Annotated in this window: 12 protein-coding genes; 10 read left to right on the forward strand and 2 right to left on the reverse strand. The window is 40.0% G+C overall.

All coding sequences use genetic code 11. From position 1 onward, the window contains the following. Positions 1-103 precede the first annotated feature (103 nt). The 4 genes from J2Z48_RS07130 to J2Z48_RS07145 all read left to right on the forward strand — a co-directional run bounded on the left by J2Z48_RS07130 (position 104) and on the right by J2Z48_RS07145 (position 5,306). Positions 104-1,408, forward strand: coding sequence for a bifunctional folylpolyglutamate synthase/dihydrofolate synthase (locus J2Z48_RS07130; RefSeq protein WP_307252196.1), 1,305 nt, complete (start codon positions 104-106; stop codon positions 1,406-1,408). A gap of 25 nt (positions 1,409-1,433) precedes the next feature. Continuing rightward, complete coding sequence (gene murC, locus J2Z48_RS07135; RefSeq protein ID WP_307252198.1) at positions 1,434-2,816, forward strand: UDP-N-acetylmuramate--L-alanine ligase; 1,383 nt, start codon at positions 1,434-1,436, stop codon at positions 2,814-2,816. A gap of 144 nt (positions 2,817-2,960) precedes the next feature. Next, on the forward strand, positions 2,961-4,187 hold the full coding sequence (locus J2Z48_RS07140) for a cytochrome P450 (RefSeq protein ID WP_307252200.1): 1,227 nt from the start codon (positions 2,961-2,963) through the stop codon (positions 4,185-4,187). Between the two features lie 903 nt (positions 4,188-5,090). Beyond that, complete coding sequence (locus J2Z48_RS07145; protein ID WP_307252203.1) at positions 5,091-5,306, forward strand: hypothetical protein; 216 nt, start codon at positions 5,091-5,093, stop codon at positions 5,304-5,306. 158 nt (positions 5,307-5,464) lie between these two features. Here the strand turns inward: J2Z48_RS07145 and J2Z48_RS07150 are convergent, their stop codons facing one another. Together J2Z48_RS07150 and J2Z48_RS07155 are read right to left on the reverse strand one after the other, a co-directional pair. Then, positions 5,465-6,373 carry a YitT family protein gene (locus J2Z48_RS07150; protein ID WP_307252204.1) on the reverse strand — a complete coding sequence of 303 codons (909 nt, stop codon included), beginning with the start codon at positions 6,371-6,373 and terminating at the stop codon, positions 5,465-5,467. A 14-nt stretch (positions 6,374-6,387) separates the two neighbouring features. Further along, positions 6,388-6,558 carry an AbrB/MazE/SpoVT family DNA-binding domain-containing protein gene (locus tag J2Z48_RS07155; RefSeq protein ID WP_307252206.1) on the reverse strand — a complete coding sequence of 57 codons (171 nt, stop codon included), beginning with the start codon at positions 6,556-6,558 and terminating at the stop codon, positions 6,388-6,390. A 495-nt stretch (positions 6,559-7,053) separates the two neighbouring features. Between J2Z48_RS07155 and J2Z48_RS07160 the strand changes: the two genes are divergently transcribed. The 6 genes from J2Z48_RS07160 (at position 7,054) to J2Z48_RS07185 (ending at position 14,240) form a co-directional block, all read left to right on the forward strand. Further along, the gene (locus tag J2Z48_RS07160; protein ID WP_307252209.1) at positions 7,054-7,779 is read left to right on the forward strand and encodes a lipoprotein BA_5634 family protein; all 726 of its coding nucleotides are present in this window, start codon (positions 7,054-7,056) and stop codon (positions 7,777-7,779) included. A gap of 32 nt (positions 7,780-7,811) precedes the next feature. Beyond that, entirely contained in the window at positions 7,812-8,510 is a 699-nt protein-coding gene (locus J2Z48_RS07165; RefSeq protein WP_307252212.1) for an ABC transporter ATP-binding protein, read from the forward strand. Between the two features lie 19 nt (positions 8,511-8,529). Then, positions 8,530-10,992 carry an ABC transporter permease gene (locus tag J2Z48_RS07170; RefSeq protein WP_307252213.1) on the forward strand — a complete coding sequence of 821 codons (2,463 nt, stop codon included), beginning with the start codon at positions 8,530-8,532 and terminating at the stop codon, positions 10,990-10,992. A gap of 117 nt (positions 10,993-11,109) precedes the next feature. Further along, positions 11,110-11,820 carry a response regulator transcription factor gene (locus J2Z48_RS07175; RefSeq protein WP_307252215.1) on the forward strand — a complete coding sequence of 237 codons (711 nt, stop codon included), beginning with the start codon at positions 11,110-11,112 and terminating at the stop codon, positions 11,818-11,820. Positions 11,821-11,833: 13 nt separating this feature from the next. Beyond that, positions 11,834-13,069: an ATP-binding protein gene (locus tag J2Z48_RS07180; RefSeq protein ID WP_307252217.1), complete on the forward strand. Its 1,236-nt coding sequence runs from the start codon at positions 11,834-11,836 to the stop codon at positions 13,067-13,069. Between the two features lie 262 nt (positions 13,070-13,331). Further along, positions 13,332-14,240 carry a sulfite exporter TauE/SafE family protein gene (locus tag J2Z48_RS07185; protein WP_307252220.1) on the forward strand — a complete coding sequence of 303 codons (909 nt, stop codon included), beginning with the start codon at positions 13,332-13,334 and terminating at the stop codon, positions 14,238-14,240. Positions 14,241-14,679 lie beyond the last annotated feature (439 nt).

A 14,679-nucleotide genomic window follows, 5' to 3' on the forward strand; every position in this document is an offset into this window, starting at 1 on the left:
ACCCTGTTCCTTCTGTTGACGAAACGTATATTCCGTTGCAAAATGGACTGAGTATAGATCAATGCTGAGCGTGCAAAGATCTAAGAGGAAGGAAGCGAAAGAGTTGTTTAAAGTAGCCAAAGAAGTTCATGACTGGATGGATCAGCATTGTGTAATGGGGATTCAACCGGGCTTGGAGCGTATGGAGTGGGTACTGGAGAAACTCGGACATCCAGAGCGTCGGTGCAAATGGATTCACATTGCAGGTACGAACGGAAAAGGCTCCACGGGTGCTATGATCACTTCTATCTTGCGGGAGGGTGACTACTCGGTCGGAGTATTTTTATCTCCACATATTTTAGAGTGGAACGAACGAATTCAAGTAGATGGCATGGGCATTTCCGAGGTATCCTTTGTCCAGTGGAGCAATACGTTGCTTCCTCATCTAGAAGAATTAGTCGCGCAAGGAAATGCTCCATCTCCTTTTGAATTTTGGACACTTGTGGCGATCTGCTACTTTGCGTTAGAGGCTTGCCCTTGGTTCGTGGTCTGGGAGACTGGACTGGGTGGACGCTGGGATTCAACCAATGTAGTACACCCGCTGGTATCGGTCATTACGAGCATCGGATATGATCATAAGGAGTTTTTAGGCTCCACGTTACCAGATATCGCTCGCGAAAAAGCAGGGATCATTAAGCGCGGAGTTCCACTTGTATGTAGCGTGGAAGATGAAGATGCGAAACTCGTGATTCATCAGGTTGCGCAAAGTGAGTCGGCTACCATTTACCAATTACATAAACAGTTTTCCTATGAAATAGAAGAATGCACAGCTCATAAGCAAATGTTTTCTTTTACGAGTCCCTATGAGAGACTGACGAACCTTTCTCTTGATTTACAAGGGATTCATCAGTTTCAAAATGCGGCAACGGCACTTATGACGATTGACATTCTTCGGCGCAGGTACATAACAGTAGTGGAAGAAGCCCACATTAGAGCAGGACTTGAAACGGTTCGTTGGCCTGGGCGTATGGAGAAAGTACAGGACCAACCGTTGGTAATACTAGACGGTGCCCATAATCAAGATGGGATTCAGTCGCTAGTAAAATCTCTTACGCAAGCATATCCACATCAAAAAATCCGCTTTGTGTTGGCTTCCCTACAAGATAAAGAAATGGACATATACCAACCCATTGTGGATATAGCACATGAAATCATGGTAACGGAAATCCCAAACTTTCCACGTTCACGTAAAGCACATGAGTTAGCTACCTTGTTAACACCTTATTTCACTGGCTCGATTCAAGCATTCGAAAAGTCATTGGATGCGGTTCAATCAGCGATGAATCAAGCAAATCCGGACGATGTGATCGTCATTACAGGTTCCTTATATCTCATTTCAGAAGTACGCCCTTATTTTGTAAGATCATAAAATGTAGAAAAGGTTGGTGACCCAAGTGGAGAAAAAAAGAGTACATTTTATTGGGATCGGTGGGTACGGTATGAGTGCAATTGCACGCGTCCTACTCGATATGGGCTTTCCTGTGTCTGGCTCTGATGTTGCGGCGAACTCTTTAGTAGAGAGGTTAATAGAGCGCGGTGCGGAAGTAACGATGGGCCATCAAGCAGAAAATGTAAACGGTGCGGAGCTAATCGTATACTCTACCAGCATCGCTCAAGATAACGCAGAGATTGAAGAAGCAAGGCGACAAGGAATTGAAGTGATCCATCGTGCGCAGATGTTGGCACGTTTGTTAAATGATCAAACCGGGGTCGCTGTGGCCGGAGCGCATGGCAAGACAACGACGTCTTCCTTGATTGCGCAAACCCTTGAGATCTGTGGCCAAGATCCAACATACATCATCGGTGGAGAAGTAGTTGGATTAAAAAGTAATGCTAAGGCTGGCGAAAGTAAATTTGTTGTAGCAGAAGCGGATGAAAGTGATGGTTCCTTCCTCGAATACTTCCCGCATATCGCTGTCGTGACCAATATTGAGCCGGACCATCTTGAACACTACCAAGGTGACTTTGAAAACTTGAAACAAGCGTATCGGGAGTTTTTGAGTCAGGTACGTCCAGAGGGAGCAGCCATCTTATGTTGGGATGATGAGCATGTAAGAAGCATGGCGGAGCGCGTAAAAGGAAAGTACATTACGTATGGAATTGACCATCCGGATGCCGAGTATCGTGCAGTAAATATTCGTGAGAAGTTCTGTGCGATCACCTTTACTGTTGTTCATCAAGGTCATGAGCTGGGCGACGTGACGATTCGCGTTCCAGGACGGCATAATATCGCCAATGCACTTGCGGTTATGATTACATCCCTCGAACTGGGAGTAGCTTTTGAACAAGCAGCCGCGGCCCTCTCGGAGTGTCAGGGAGCAAAACGACGTTTCCAGATGATTGATGAAGTAAATGATGTCTTAGTTGTAGATGACTATGCTCATCACCCAACAGAGATTATCACGACGCTCAAAGGTGCGAAAGCTTCTGGTAAAAAGATCGTTTGTGTGTTTCAGCCCCAACGATATTCCCGTACCTACCATCTGATGCAGGAATTTAGCGAAGCCTTCGGAGAAGCGGATGAAGTGATTATTCATACACTGTATGCTCCAGTAGGGGAAAAGCCGATTCCGGGCGTATCGGCAGAGCGTTTAGCAAAGCTGATTGTCGAAAATAGTAATCCAAATACCCGGTTTATGGCATCTATTGATGAGATTATCGCCTACCTTGCGGAATCAGTTCAGCCGGAAACATTGGTAATCACCATGGGCGCAGGTGACATTTGGCGCGTGTCTCATGGCTTGGTTCCAGAGCTACATAAGCGATTTGAACAGTAATCATGCGTAAGAAAGTGCTATCTATTGGATAGTGCTTTTTTTCTGCAAAAAATAATTGAATATTAATTAGATAGTATAATATTTCTACATTCGTTATGCTATAATTAGTTAAGTAAGTAAAATAAATGTGAGGGGGTTTTTCTTATGGAAGCATCAATACGTAAAGCCATCCTTTTGCAAGAGATAACCAAATTAAAATCGAAGGAAGAACAATGGGAACCTTACGCATGGTACAAAGAAATGCGCGAAAAGAGTCCCGTTTTTTATGACCCAGAACAAGAAGTATGGAATGTTTTTTTATATGACCATGTGAAGCGTGTGCTATTTGATCATGCGTTATTTTCGAATAAAAGAGAACGAAGCTTAATTCCGATACCCCGTAATCGAAATGATGAACGAAATAATGTAAACAGCTGTGATCCTCCGCAACACCGCAGTCGCCGTGCATTGCTCTCAAAAGCATTTACACCACGAAGCATTAACGAATGGAAGCCGCGAATTCAATCCCTGGCAAATGAACTAGTTGCCGGGTTAGAAGGTCAAACGACAGTCGATATTGTAGAAAAACTTGCGATACCACTGCCAATCATTGTGATTGCAGATTTGCTCGGAGTTCCTTCAAAAGATCGAGAGCTATTTAAAGCGTGGTCTAACATCCTCTTTCTCCCTTACGCCAAGGAGTTATTTGATGATATCGCGGCCAAAAAAGTACAAGCGATGAAGGAGTTTGAAGAATACTTATATCCGATTGTGTTAGAAAAGCGGCGCAACCCTGCAAACGATATTCTCTCTGACCTAGTTCAAGCGGAGTTAGAGGGTGAAAAATTAACAGATGAAGAAGTGGTGAAATCAGGGATTGGATTACTAGGTGCCGGAAATGAAACCACGACCACGCTCATTTCAAACATATTTTACTCCATGTTATTTGACAAACCAGGGATTTACCAAGAGCTACGTAAAGACGTGTCACTGGTCCCCAAGCTAGTCGAAGAAGTACTCCGTTTTCGATTCTTGGTCACCATGGATCGCAGAGTAGCTCAAGATACCGACGTTTTTGGGCATCAGATGAAACAAGGACAGATGGTGGTTGCTTGGATCGCCTCCGCAAATCGTGACGAATCTCAATTTGCTCATGCTGGCGATTTAGATATTCATCGTGCTGGGAATCAACATCACCTTGCCTTTGGAGCGGGCGCTCATTTTTGCCTAGGTGCACCTCTCGCACGTTTAGAAGCTACACTGTTACTTACTTCGTTTGTAGAGCGTTTTTCAAATATCAGTCCAGTAGACGGGATGAAATTAGCCGACCATCTAACGGATTCGGTCACAGGTCAATCTCTGAAAATCTTACCCGTTCATATAGAGAGATAACAGGATAGAGTTCAAGATAGTAGAGAGCAACCACTAGAGATTAACAAGTATCACGATCTTCATATGCCTTTGTATATCAAGAATAATCGCCAAATGTTTCATCAAGTGATGACCAATCCGCTGGAATATGTGAAGTCATTGGCTGGATTTAATCGTGATGTTCTTTTGTAGTGAGTCAAAGAGCCTTTCATTCACCTTGAATCCTAAGTGTACAGGTGAACGAAAGGCTCTGTTTTTTTATTCAGGATATATTATTCATTAGGAAAGGGCTTATGGATCAGGTGGATCATTTAAATAAAGACAGTGTAGTACTTAGTCATTCTAGAGTTTCAACCATAGGAGATATATCATTAAATATCTCCTATGGTTTTTGTAGTATACTTACGGGTATGTAGGATAATGATGGAATGATCACATGAAAACAGGAGGAACTTATGTATCCAAGCTGGAGTGAGTTATCTCGTTTTGTACCAGTGTTTTTTCTATGGAGTGCGATTATGAGCGCCCTCTTTGTTGAACTTGCTGTGGATAAGAATTTTCTCAATTTGTATATGATTCTTAAAGGGATTTGGATTATTGTTTTTGGTCTGTGGAATATCAAGCTTTTACGAAAATATCGCAACGATAGGAAATATGTTCGAAATGTTTATGTAATATCGATAGTATCCATTTGTTTTTATACTATCTTTGTAAGCTACAAAACTAGCTTTTCATTTCCATCTATCATACCGTATCTATTTCCGTTTGTAATCGCTCTCCTATTTGTTGTTCCTGCTGAGTTATTCAAACATATTGACAAATACAAAAAACAAAATTAATTATTCATTGGAAATCATCACGAATGTAACGCCCTTGTGAATAGCGATCTTCGACGAGATGGTTATCACAAGGGTTTGTTCGTGATTGATAGAGTATGATTTTCTGATTGTGCTCTATGATTGGGTATGCCGTTTCAATGAAGACGAGCTTACTAAGTTTGAAGATCAAGCAGAGCAGCGTATGCTGTGGGACATTGAATCGATGTTAGAGTCTAAACTAGCTGAACCATTGAATTCGAAGTACAATGAGCTACTTCGGACAGCTAGAGAAAAAGTTCGTGATGATGCAGTAGATATTTAAAGTTGAAGCTGAACCAGCCTAATTGATCAAGTGAAAATGAAAAGAATCTTATCGTCTTTGGACTAGAGGCGATTTTATATGAGACCTTGTCTCTACAGTCAAAGAAGTAGGCTCTCCGTGAAGAGTCTACTTCTTTTTTAATAATAAACGTATGAGTGCTAATGGATACTTCGCTTCTTAAAGTTGCCGCCTTGGATATCATGAATATTTCCAACGGCGAGGAATGCTTGTGGATCGATATCTTCCACGATTGACTTAAGCTTTGCTTCTTCTAAACGAGTGATGATGCAGAAGATCACTTTTTTATCTTCTCCTGAAAATGCGCCTTGGCCACTTAGATAGGTAACGCCTCTACCTAAGCGATTTAAGATTGCTTCTCCTAGTATTTCGGGATTATCACTAATGATCCAAATGGACTTGGTTTCATTAAAACCTTCTATCGTCACATCAATTGCTTTAAAGGCGATAAAATAAGCCATTAATGAGTACATAGCTCGATCCCATGTGAAGACGAACCCAGCACTTCCTAGAATAAATAGATTGATAAACATGACGGTTTGGCCAACGGATAACGGAATACGTTTGTTAAATACAATGGCTAAAATCTCGGTTCCATCTAGCGAACCACCATGTCGGATGACTAATCCCACACCGATTCCTAAGATCATTCCACCAAATACAGCAGCGAGCAGAGGATCTTCGGTTAAAGGTCTTACAGGATGCAACAAAGTCGTGCCAATCGACATCACGATGACTCCAAAAATGGAGGAGATGGTAAACGTTTTCCCTATTTGTTTATAGCCAAGGAAAAAGAATGGAATATTTAATACAAACAGAAAAATACCTAAATTTAGTCCGGATAAGTGCGATAACATGATTGAGATTCCGACAACGCCACCATCAATAACTTGGTTGGGTACTAAAAAGATTTCCAAACCAACAGCTACCAAAACAGCACCTAAGAAAACTAAGATACCTCGTTTAAATAAAGCCAAAGCCGATAGCTTTTTGTGATCTTTTGGTGTTACCTCCGGAGTTGGTTGTGGTTGTTTTAATACAGCTTCCATCTATCTACCCCTTTCTAATCGGATTTGTGGGAGAGATCACCATGCACAAGCTGAACTTTATCGATGAAAACTCTTCCATCTTCAATCCCAAAAGTGATATAGTCACCTTCTTTTAATTCTAAGCACTCTCGAACTTCTTTGGGTACAGTGACTTGACCCTTCGAGCTAATGCGATACACATGCATAAGATCACCTTCAGGATTGGTTGTATTTTTTACTTCTTTATTTCTTTACTTCCTTACATTTATTATAACATAAAATGAAAAGGAGTCATTCTCGTATTTTACGTAGAATGACTCCTAAGTTTTTCCTTCTATATTCACAATCATATTCAAGTTAGATCCCACCTCTTTCTTTTCCAATCCATACATTAAATACGACTTCGAAGACCGTTTTTAGCACTGTCATCCAGTTCATCCAGCTCACCTCCGTTTTGTTTTTGTTTATATTGATACTTTAATCCATTCTCCTATTTCCTCCCATTTGTTTTCCTTTCACTTGTATTACTCTTTTGTAAGAGAAATACAGGTTGGATGAAAGATTGTTTATCAACGAATAATCTTACTAACGAGTAAGATTTCTGCGAGCATATGTAAGGTATCAGTCATTCAGATATGGTGAAACTCCACTTATACTTGAGACAACAAGGGAATCATGAACAGCAGAAAAGGAGTATGAAAATGAAGAAAAAGATGATCTGGTTCTTAGTAGTTACGATTGCTTTTGTAGGTGTTGGATTTGGAGTGAAACGGTATATAGAGGGACCTCCACAATCGGTAAATGGAATTTTGGTATCGGGTTCGAAAGAAAATATCGATGCAGTTAAGAAATTGTACAAGTCTGAAACGAAGCAAACAGCTGATTATCAATATAAAGTAGTGAAGGTTGAAGAGAAACAAGTGGATCCTAACAAGGGACAACCTTTTTATGTAGTCATTAGTAAATCGACTGCGAAAAAGTTCGTAGAAAAAGGAATTATGAGGAAGCGACAAGATCCAGATAGCGGCATGATTGTATCAGATCCATTACGCGAGCTTAAAGAATTATCCAGTGAGGACAACTTATTATTCAAGAGGGTGGCAACAGATCAAAATATCAAGCTAAATGATCAAATGGTATCCGTCAAACATATAAAACATCAGGCTTGGATTGGATATAGCCCAGAGAATGTCATTATTTTAGGGGATGATCTTTATAATAAAGTACAAGCAAAAGAAATGGACATGTCACTCGTTCAGTTTTCAAAGGAGAAGTTTGACTACAAAAATAAGGAAGATGTTAAGAATCTATTAAAAGACATAGCAAAGGTTTATAAAAATGGTTATGTCTATGGTGTTGACAGTTTTAAAGATAGTCCGGATAAAGATGGTCTGAATATGATTGATTTTGTAGATGTGCCTAAATAGGTGATTCATTTCAATGGGGAGAGGATGAGAAGATGGAAATCGTTCGGTTGGAGCAAGTGATGAAAAAATACGGGGATGGGGATGGGGATGCTGAGGTTACGGCATTAAAAGAGATTAATCTTTCCATTCATAAAGGTGAATTTGTCACGATAGTCGGGGCATCAGGATCTGGTAAGAGTACGTTGCTTCATATATTGGGCGGTCTCGATCGTCCTACCTCGGGTAAGGTGTTTATCGGAGAACAAAACATCTATGATTATAGCGATCAAGAACTTTCCATCTTTCGTAGAAGAAAAGTCGGCTTTATCTTCCAATTCTTTAATCTTGTTCCCGTATTAGACGTGCAGGAAAATATCGCTTTGCCTGCTTTACTGGATGAGCAACATGTAAATGACTCATATCTAGATGAACTAATTCGGCTCTTAGGATTAGAGGAACGTCGAAATCACCTTCCCTCTGAATTATCGGGTGGACAACAACAGCGTGCATCCATTGGCAGAGCACTAATGAATAAACCAAGTATCATTTTAGCCGATGAGCCAACCGGAAATTTGGACACCCAAAATACCAAGGAAGTGCTTGATTTACTGAAGATAACGGCAAAAAAATATAACCAAACCGTGATTTTAATTACCCATGATCCTGCTATTGCGGCAAATTCAGATCGCATTATTACGATGGAGGATGGGATGATTATTTCCGATCAACTACTGGTTCATCCATCGTCCTAGGTTTGGAGGGAGAAACGATTTGATTCGAAGTTATAAGAAGTTAAGCCAAAAATATATCAGAAGCTATTGGAAACGAACCAACTTAACGTTGTTAGGAATTGTGCTAGCAGTCGCTTTAATTACGACGATTGGATTATTTTTTAATGGTGCATATTATACACAAATTGAAAGTGCAAAGGATCAAGCGGGAGTCTCCTACCATGTGGATATATCTCACTATGATCAAGCGATCTTAGATAAAGTCAGCCATAACCCGAATGTCGCTTCTTATGGAACTATGTCCCAAGGAGAGATTTTTCAAGTAGGAAAGGATTTTGTCTCGTATCGTTATGCAGATTCTCGTGCGTTAGAGTTACTGAAGCCGGGTTTGATGCAAGGAAAGATGCCTGCTAATTCACAGGAAGCGGCGATCGAAAGCTGGATTCTCTCCTCTATTCAACCCGATTTGAAATTAGGGGATACCTTTTCCTTTAAAAAGAAAACATATAAATTAGTGGGAATCCTAGCTAACCAAGAATTTACCCAACAAGAGCGAAAGGGCACTTTATTAACGATGCAAGATCAGTTTAAAGTAGGTGAAGGAAATCTACTGATTGAACTGCACTCGAAATCGAATATCAGACAAGTCGCGAACCAGTTTCAAAATCTAGCAGGCGAGGAAAATACGAAGGTTAATGAGACTCTCATTCAAGCCTTGCAACCAGATAAAGCTTTAATGGTCGTACCTGCAATTGCAATTGGAATTGTTATGATTTCAACGATTGTCGTGATCTATAATGCTTTTCAGATCAGTATTACGGAGCGTCTGAAGCAGTTTGGATTACTTAGGAGTATAGGAGCGACTCAAAAACAGATTCGGAAGTTAGTATTGCGAGAGGCAACATTCTTTTCCATCATAGCGATCCCAATTGGGGTCTTCCTCAGCATCTGTTCTGTCGTTGTGATCAGATGGATATTGACTAGCCTAGGGCAAAATATGAAAATCGTCATTCCGATTGAAGGATGGATTATCGGACTTTGTTCATTCATCTCACTGTTGACGGTTTATCTTGCTAGCTTTTGGCCCGCCTTTCTGGCAGGAAGAATTTCACCGCTTCTCGCCATTAGTAGTAGGCAAGCGATCAAAAAAGAGACCATCAAACGAAATAAAAAAACCACAGTAAGGAATTTTTTCTCGGTTCCTTTAAGCATGGCGTTAAAAAATAGTAAGAGAAGCCCAGGTAGGTATTCGGTTACGATCTTATCTATCATTATTAGTAGCATTCTATTTATTACCTTTTCCTCACTGATGGGAATTGCTTTTCAGTCTAAACAAACGGAAATGTCCGCTTTAAGAATGGATGTAGCAGTAGAATCAAAGACTTATTCACCTATGGACATGGAACCCATATTACAGAAATTAAACCAAGTCAGTAACATAACAAAGATTTATAAGCAGTATAAGAAACAAGCTTTTTATACAGAAATGCCGAGTGATAAGCAAATTGAATCATTACAAGGTGGTTCCTTATATACAGAAGTGAATCATAAAGGAAAACGCATGGACATGATTCATTCATCAGTCAAGGCATACGATGATTTGTCATTACAAGAATTGAAAAAATCTGTGATATCGGGTCATATTGATGTGAACCAATTAAAGCGGGAAAAAGCAGTCATTTTAGTGGAACAGGCAGCTATTCGCAATACGAAAACACAGAAGCCTTATCTCGGACCTCTCAGCAAATATAAAGTAGGGGATTCCATCCGTGTACAAAAACCATCACAGCAGGAAGAGGATCGTGATGAATTAACCTACGATGAAAAAAAGATGGAAACAGTAAAGATTGTGGCAATCGTCAAAGCCGATATATTGGATAAAGAACGATCTGAATCGTTCACCTTGATTAGCAGTGAGCAAGGAATGACTTCATTAGCAAAAACGCCTGTCAAACCAATTGGTTTGGGAGTCGAGCTAAAAGATCAATCGAAAAATCTAGTAACCGTTACGAAAATGAAAGAAGCTCTATCAGGTGAAGGATTACAATCAGTTAAAGTGGTTGACAATATTGATCAAAATCAGAAGCAGGAAGCTTATATATTAACGATAAAAGTATTGGTATATGGTTTTATCGCAGTGATTACCTTAATTGGTAGTGTGAATATCCTAAATACGGTTACCATCAGTATCATGATGAGGAGAAAAGAGTTAGCTGCTCTAAAATCAATAGGTATGTCGCAACGAGATATGAAAAAGATGGTGACCTATGAAGGACTTGTGTATGGCTTCTTTGGGGGACTTCAAGGAATCTTTTTCGGTTGTCTACTTAGCTACATTATCTATATCGCTTTAGCAAATAAGGTCGAGATGGGCTGGACCATTCCTTATCGGGATTGCATTATCGTATTTGTCGCAGCGCTTGTCATTAGTTATTTATCCATCTTGGCACCACTGAGAAAAATTTCAAAAGATAATCTTATTGATGTGATTCGAGAGGAATAATATTGGAGACATGGCTTATGAAGAGTGAGTCATGTCTTTTTTTCTTTCACATTTGTTTTTTCCTTTTTCATTGGGTATAGTGGCTTTACTCAAGTGTTGAAATAGTGAGGGTAAAAGATGGATAAAATTCTATTTGTTGAAGATGATGAATCTCTGGGAACGGCGATTGAATTCTCGTTAAAAAGTGAAGGATTTGATGTGACAAGAGTAACAACTGTAGCCGAATCTAAACTTCATTTTCAAAAAGAGTCCTTTGATGTGGCGATTTTAGATATAGGATTGCCAGATGGCAACGGTTATGATTTGTGTACCTATCTGAAATCTCGAAGTAACATCCCTATTATTTTTTTGACTGCTCTAGACGAAGAGGCAAATGTAGTGATGGGCCTAGAAATGGGTGGTGATGACTACGTTACGAAGCCATTTCGATTACAAGAATTGCTATCTCGGGTAAGAGTACAATTGCGAAAGAAATTAACAACTACATCCATAACGGAGTTAATATCTAGCAGTATCAAGGTGGAGGTGGAGTCAACAAAGGTTTTTAAAGATGCGACCCCTGTGTCCTTAACTAATTTAGAGTACAAACTTCTTCTTACATTGATGTCAAATGCTCATAGAACGATGCAAAGAGATGAAATACTAGAGAAAATTACGACTGGTGACGAGGTTTTTTTCGATGAAAATACGCTTTCTGTATACATCAGACGATTAAGGAGCAAAATCGAGGATGATCCTAAAAATCCAGCTTGTATTGTTACCCAAAGAGGTCTTGGCTATCGTTGGGATCAAGATGTCATAGAGTCTGTACGAAGCATTCGTAGCTAGAAAGAGGATAGAAATGAAAAATTCGGAGATAAAGACGAGTCTTGGTTTTCTAACCGTGATCTTGCTCTTATTTGTAGTGTATCAAACGATTATGTTGCAATCATTTTATAGCGATTTAAAGCGCGATTACATCAATACTTGGAGTGGGATTACGGGGAAGCTTGTAGAGCAAAACCCAGAAAATGAAAGTGAAATCATGCATATTCTATCAGGGAAAGAAAAGGAATTTAACCCTTATATTACTATTGGTAAAGACTTATTAAATCAGTATGGTATATCGGAAGATGTACCGTTAGATCTATTTCCCTACTTAAATCAACATATTTCAGACTATAACCAACTTATTTCTTGGGGTCTGGGACTCCTTTGTATCACACTTCTGTTGGTGAACTTGATACAATACAAATCCTTTTTCGGTAAGATCAAGCAATTTATTACGGCTGCTGATAAGATCGTGGAAGGAGATTATGAAGTAGCGATGAATGAAAATAGAGAAGGGGACTTGGCTAGATTAGCGGTGTCGTTTCAATCGATGAAAGAAGTAATACGAAAGAATATGCATGATTTATTTGCTGAGAAAACATTTCTCGTTCAGACTCTCCACGATCTCTCACATCAACTAAAAACACCCCTCTCCACACTAATGGTGAATAATGATATCTTGCTAAATGGAAAATGCTCTCTTGAACAATGTCAAACGTTTATTCAGAGTAATCAAGTTCAGCTTTCTAGAATGAATGACCTGATCCACAATGTACTAAAGGTAGCGAAAGTAGATGCTAGAGCGATTGCTTTTGATAAAGAGAAAATCAATCTTGTTGAGACGATTTATGAAGCAATTGATATCTTACAAAGTAAATGTCGTGAGAAAAACATCACGATCGATTTAGATGCGGCGGACGAGATCGTTGTTTCCCATGATCGAATTTGGATTCAAGAAGCACTTATCAATATCTTAAAAAACTCCATCGAACATTCTAATCTAGGTAGCCAAATTTGTGTTCAGGTGAGAGATACTCCTATTCACACAGAGATTATGATTCAAGATTTTGGAGAAGGAATTGAGCGTGAAGATCTGCCCCATATATTTGAAAGGTTTTATAAAGTAAAGCACTTCAAGAAGCGTGATTCGATTGGAATCGGATTAGCCCTTGCTAAGTCGGTCATCGAAGCTCATGATGGATTTATTCGAGTGGAGAGTCGTCGGTTTGAGTTTACTAGATTTACGATTACCTTTTTGAAGTATTGACCCTCGTGAATCGAGGGAATTGGCATTTAAGCTAGCAGTGAAGTTGATATTCAAACTTATATATTCAGATTGCCATAAAAATCATCCCATTTGCTCCCCGAGTTTATGCAGTGGGAGTTTTTTAAATTATGTCTGTGCATGATTAAACTCTATATGATTTTTTAGTTAATATATGATTTCGAAATATCTTCTCATGTCATATCCTAATACAAAGTAATCATATATGTATTATGAGTATTTTTGCATCTAATGGAGGGATGTTATGAATCGTTTGATTACCTTTATAATCGTGGGGTTCTTTGCACAGCTTGTGGATGGTGCGTTGGGGATGGCGTATGGGGTGACATCTAGCTCATTATTATTACTGTTTGGGATTGCGCCAGCGATTGCATCTGCTTCTGTGCACATGTCGGAAGTGGTGACAACGGCAGCTTCAGGGGTTTCGCATATTCGCTTTGGAAATGTGGATAAGAAAACGGTTCTTCGTTTGATCTTGCCGGGTTCGATCGGGGCGTTTGTGGGTGCTTGTTTTTTAAGTAATCTGCCTGGGGAATTGGTGAAGCCGTATGTTGCGATATTCTTGTTTTCACTAGGGGCTTATGTTTTAATTCGGTTTTCATTTGTTCGTTTTAAGCAGAATATGAATCTTTCAAACCGTACACCCAGTAAGAAGTTGCTCATCCCTCTAGGCTTTGTAGCAGGCTTTGCCGATTCTACGGGTGGCGGTGGTTGGGGACCGCTCGCTACGCCTGTGTTGATGGCGAGAACCGAATTAGAGCCACGAAAAGTAGTAGGGTCCGTAGATACTAGCGAATTTGCCATAGCTCTCTCCTCTACATTAGGCTTTCTGATCTCGCTCGGATGGCAACAGTTCCATTGGGAGTGGGTGTTGGCACTGATGATCGGCGGCGTCATAGCAGCCCCAATCGCCGCTTGGCTAGTACGCCTAATTCCAGCGCCCATATTAGGAGTTCTAGTAGGTGGACTCATCATCATGACCAATCTAAAAACGTTATGTAGCGTTTTTCACATTAGCTCCCCTAGTATCCAAAACTACCTTTACTTATTATTTGGCTTGATATGGTTTGTTGCTGGGATCTATACGATCCTACGCTATCGAAAATATAGGAAACAATTATCTGCCGAAGAACTTGATAATCTTTCATTGTGATAGTACCAAGGAGTGATATACAGCTTCATCATGTTAATTTCTGAATAATATTTTTAATTTTCATTCTTTTTTCGCCGAAATACTCGATGTGCTGACCGAACACAATTATACTCCACAGAACTGGTAATTGTTTAGAAAATGATAATGGTCTAGGGGCAATGTATCTCACCACTGCGAGTGAGTAGAACTGCTTAGCGTAGTCCTTTGTAGCAAGGGCATTTTGTGGCAATGTCCCCGCGTTCTTTGCGAGTTTTGCCACTTGCCCGAAGTGAAGAAGGATGGAGCGGTTTTCACATCCTCGTAGGCTCACTCTTTGAGCTGTGGTGAGATACATGCGCCGGAGCGTGGCACATAGAAAAAGCTCAACCAACAGTCCTTACTCAAGAGACAATTACAATTGTAGTGTCCTTCCCATTCTGATATACTCAACTGGAATAAA

Origin of the sequence: Croceifilum oryzae, assembly GCF_030814315.1 — a bacterium.
Classification (GTDB): Bacteria; Bacillota; Bacilli; order Thermoactinomycetales; family Thermoactinomycetaceae; genus Baia; species Baia oryzae.

Bases quoted from the DNA above. Each gene is read 5' to 3' on its own strand.
- J2Z48_RS07165 (WP_307252212.1), top strand. From the start codon at position 7,812: ATGGAAATCGTTCGGTTGGAGCAAGTGATGAAAAAATACGGGGATGGG.
- J2Z48_RS07155 (WP_307252206.1), bottom strand. From the start codon at position 6,558: ATGCATGTGTATCGCATTAGCTCGAAGGGTCAAGTCACTGTACCCAAA.
- J2Z48_RS07140 (WP_307252200.1), top strand. From the start codon at position 2,961: ATGGAAGCATCAATACGTAAAGCCATCCTTTTGCAAGAGATAACCAAA.
- J2Z48_RS07185 (WP_307252220.1), top strand. From the start codon at position 13,332: ATGAATCGTTTGATTACCTTTATAATCGTGGGGTTCTTTGCACAGCTT.
- J2Z48_RS07180 (WP_307252217.1), top strand. From the start codon at position 11,834: ATGAAAAATTCGGAGATAAAGACGAGTCTTGGTTTTCTAACCGTGATC.
- J2Z48_RS07160 (WP_307252209.1), top strand. From the start codon at position 7,054: ATGAAGAAAAAGATGATCTGGTTCTTAGTAGTTACGATTGCTTTTGTA.
- J2Z48_RS07150 (WP_307252204.1), bottom strand. From the start codon at position 6,373: ATGGAAGCTGTATTAAAACAACCACAACCAACTCCGGAGGTAACACCA.
- J2Z48_RS07175 (WP_307252215.1), top strand. From the start codon at position 11,110: ATGGATAAAATTCTATTTGTTGAAGATGATGAATCTCTGGGAACGGCG.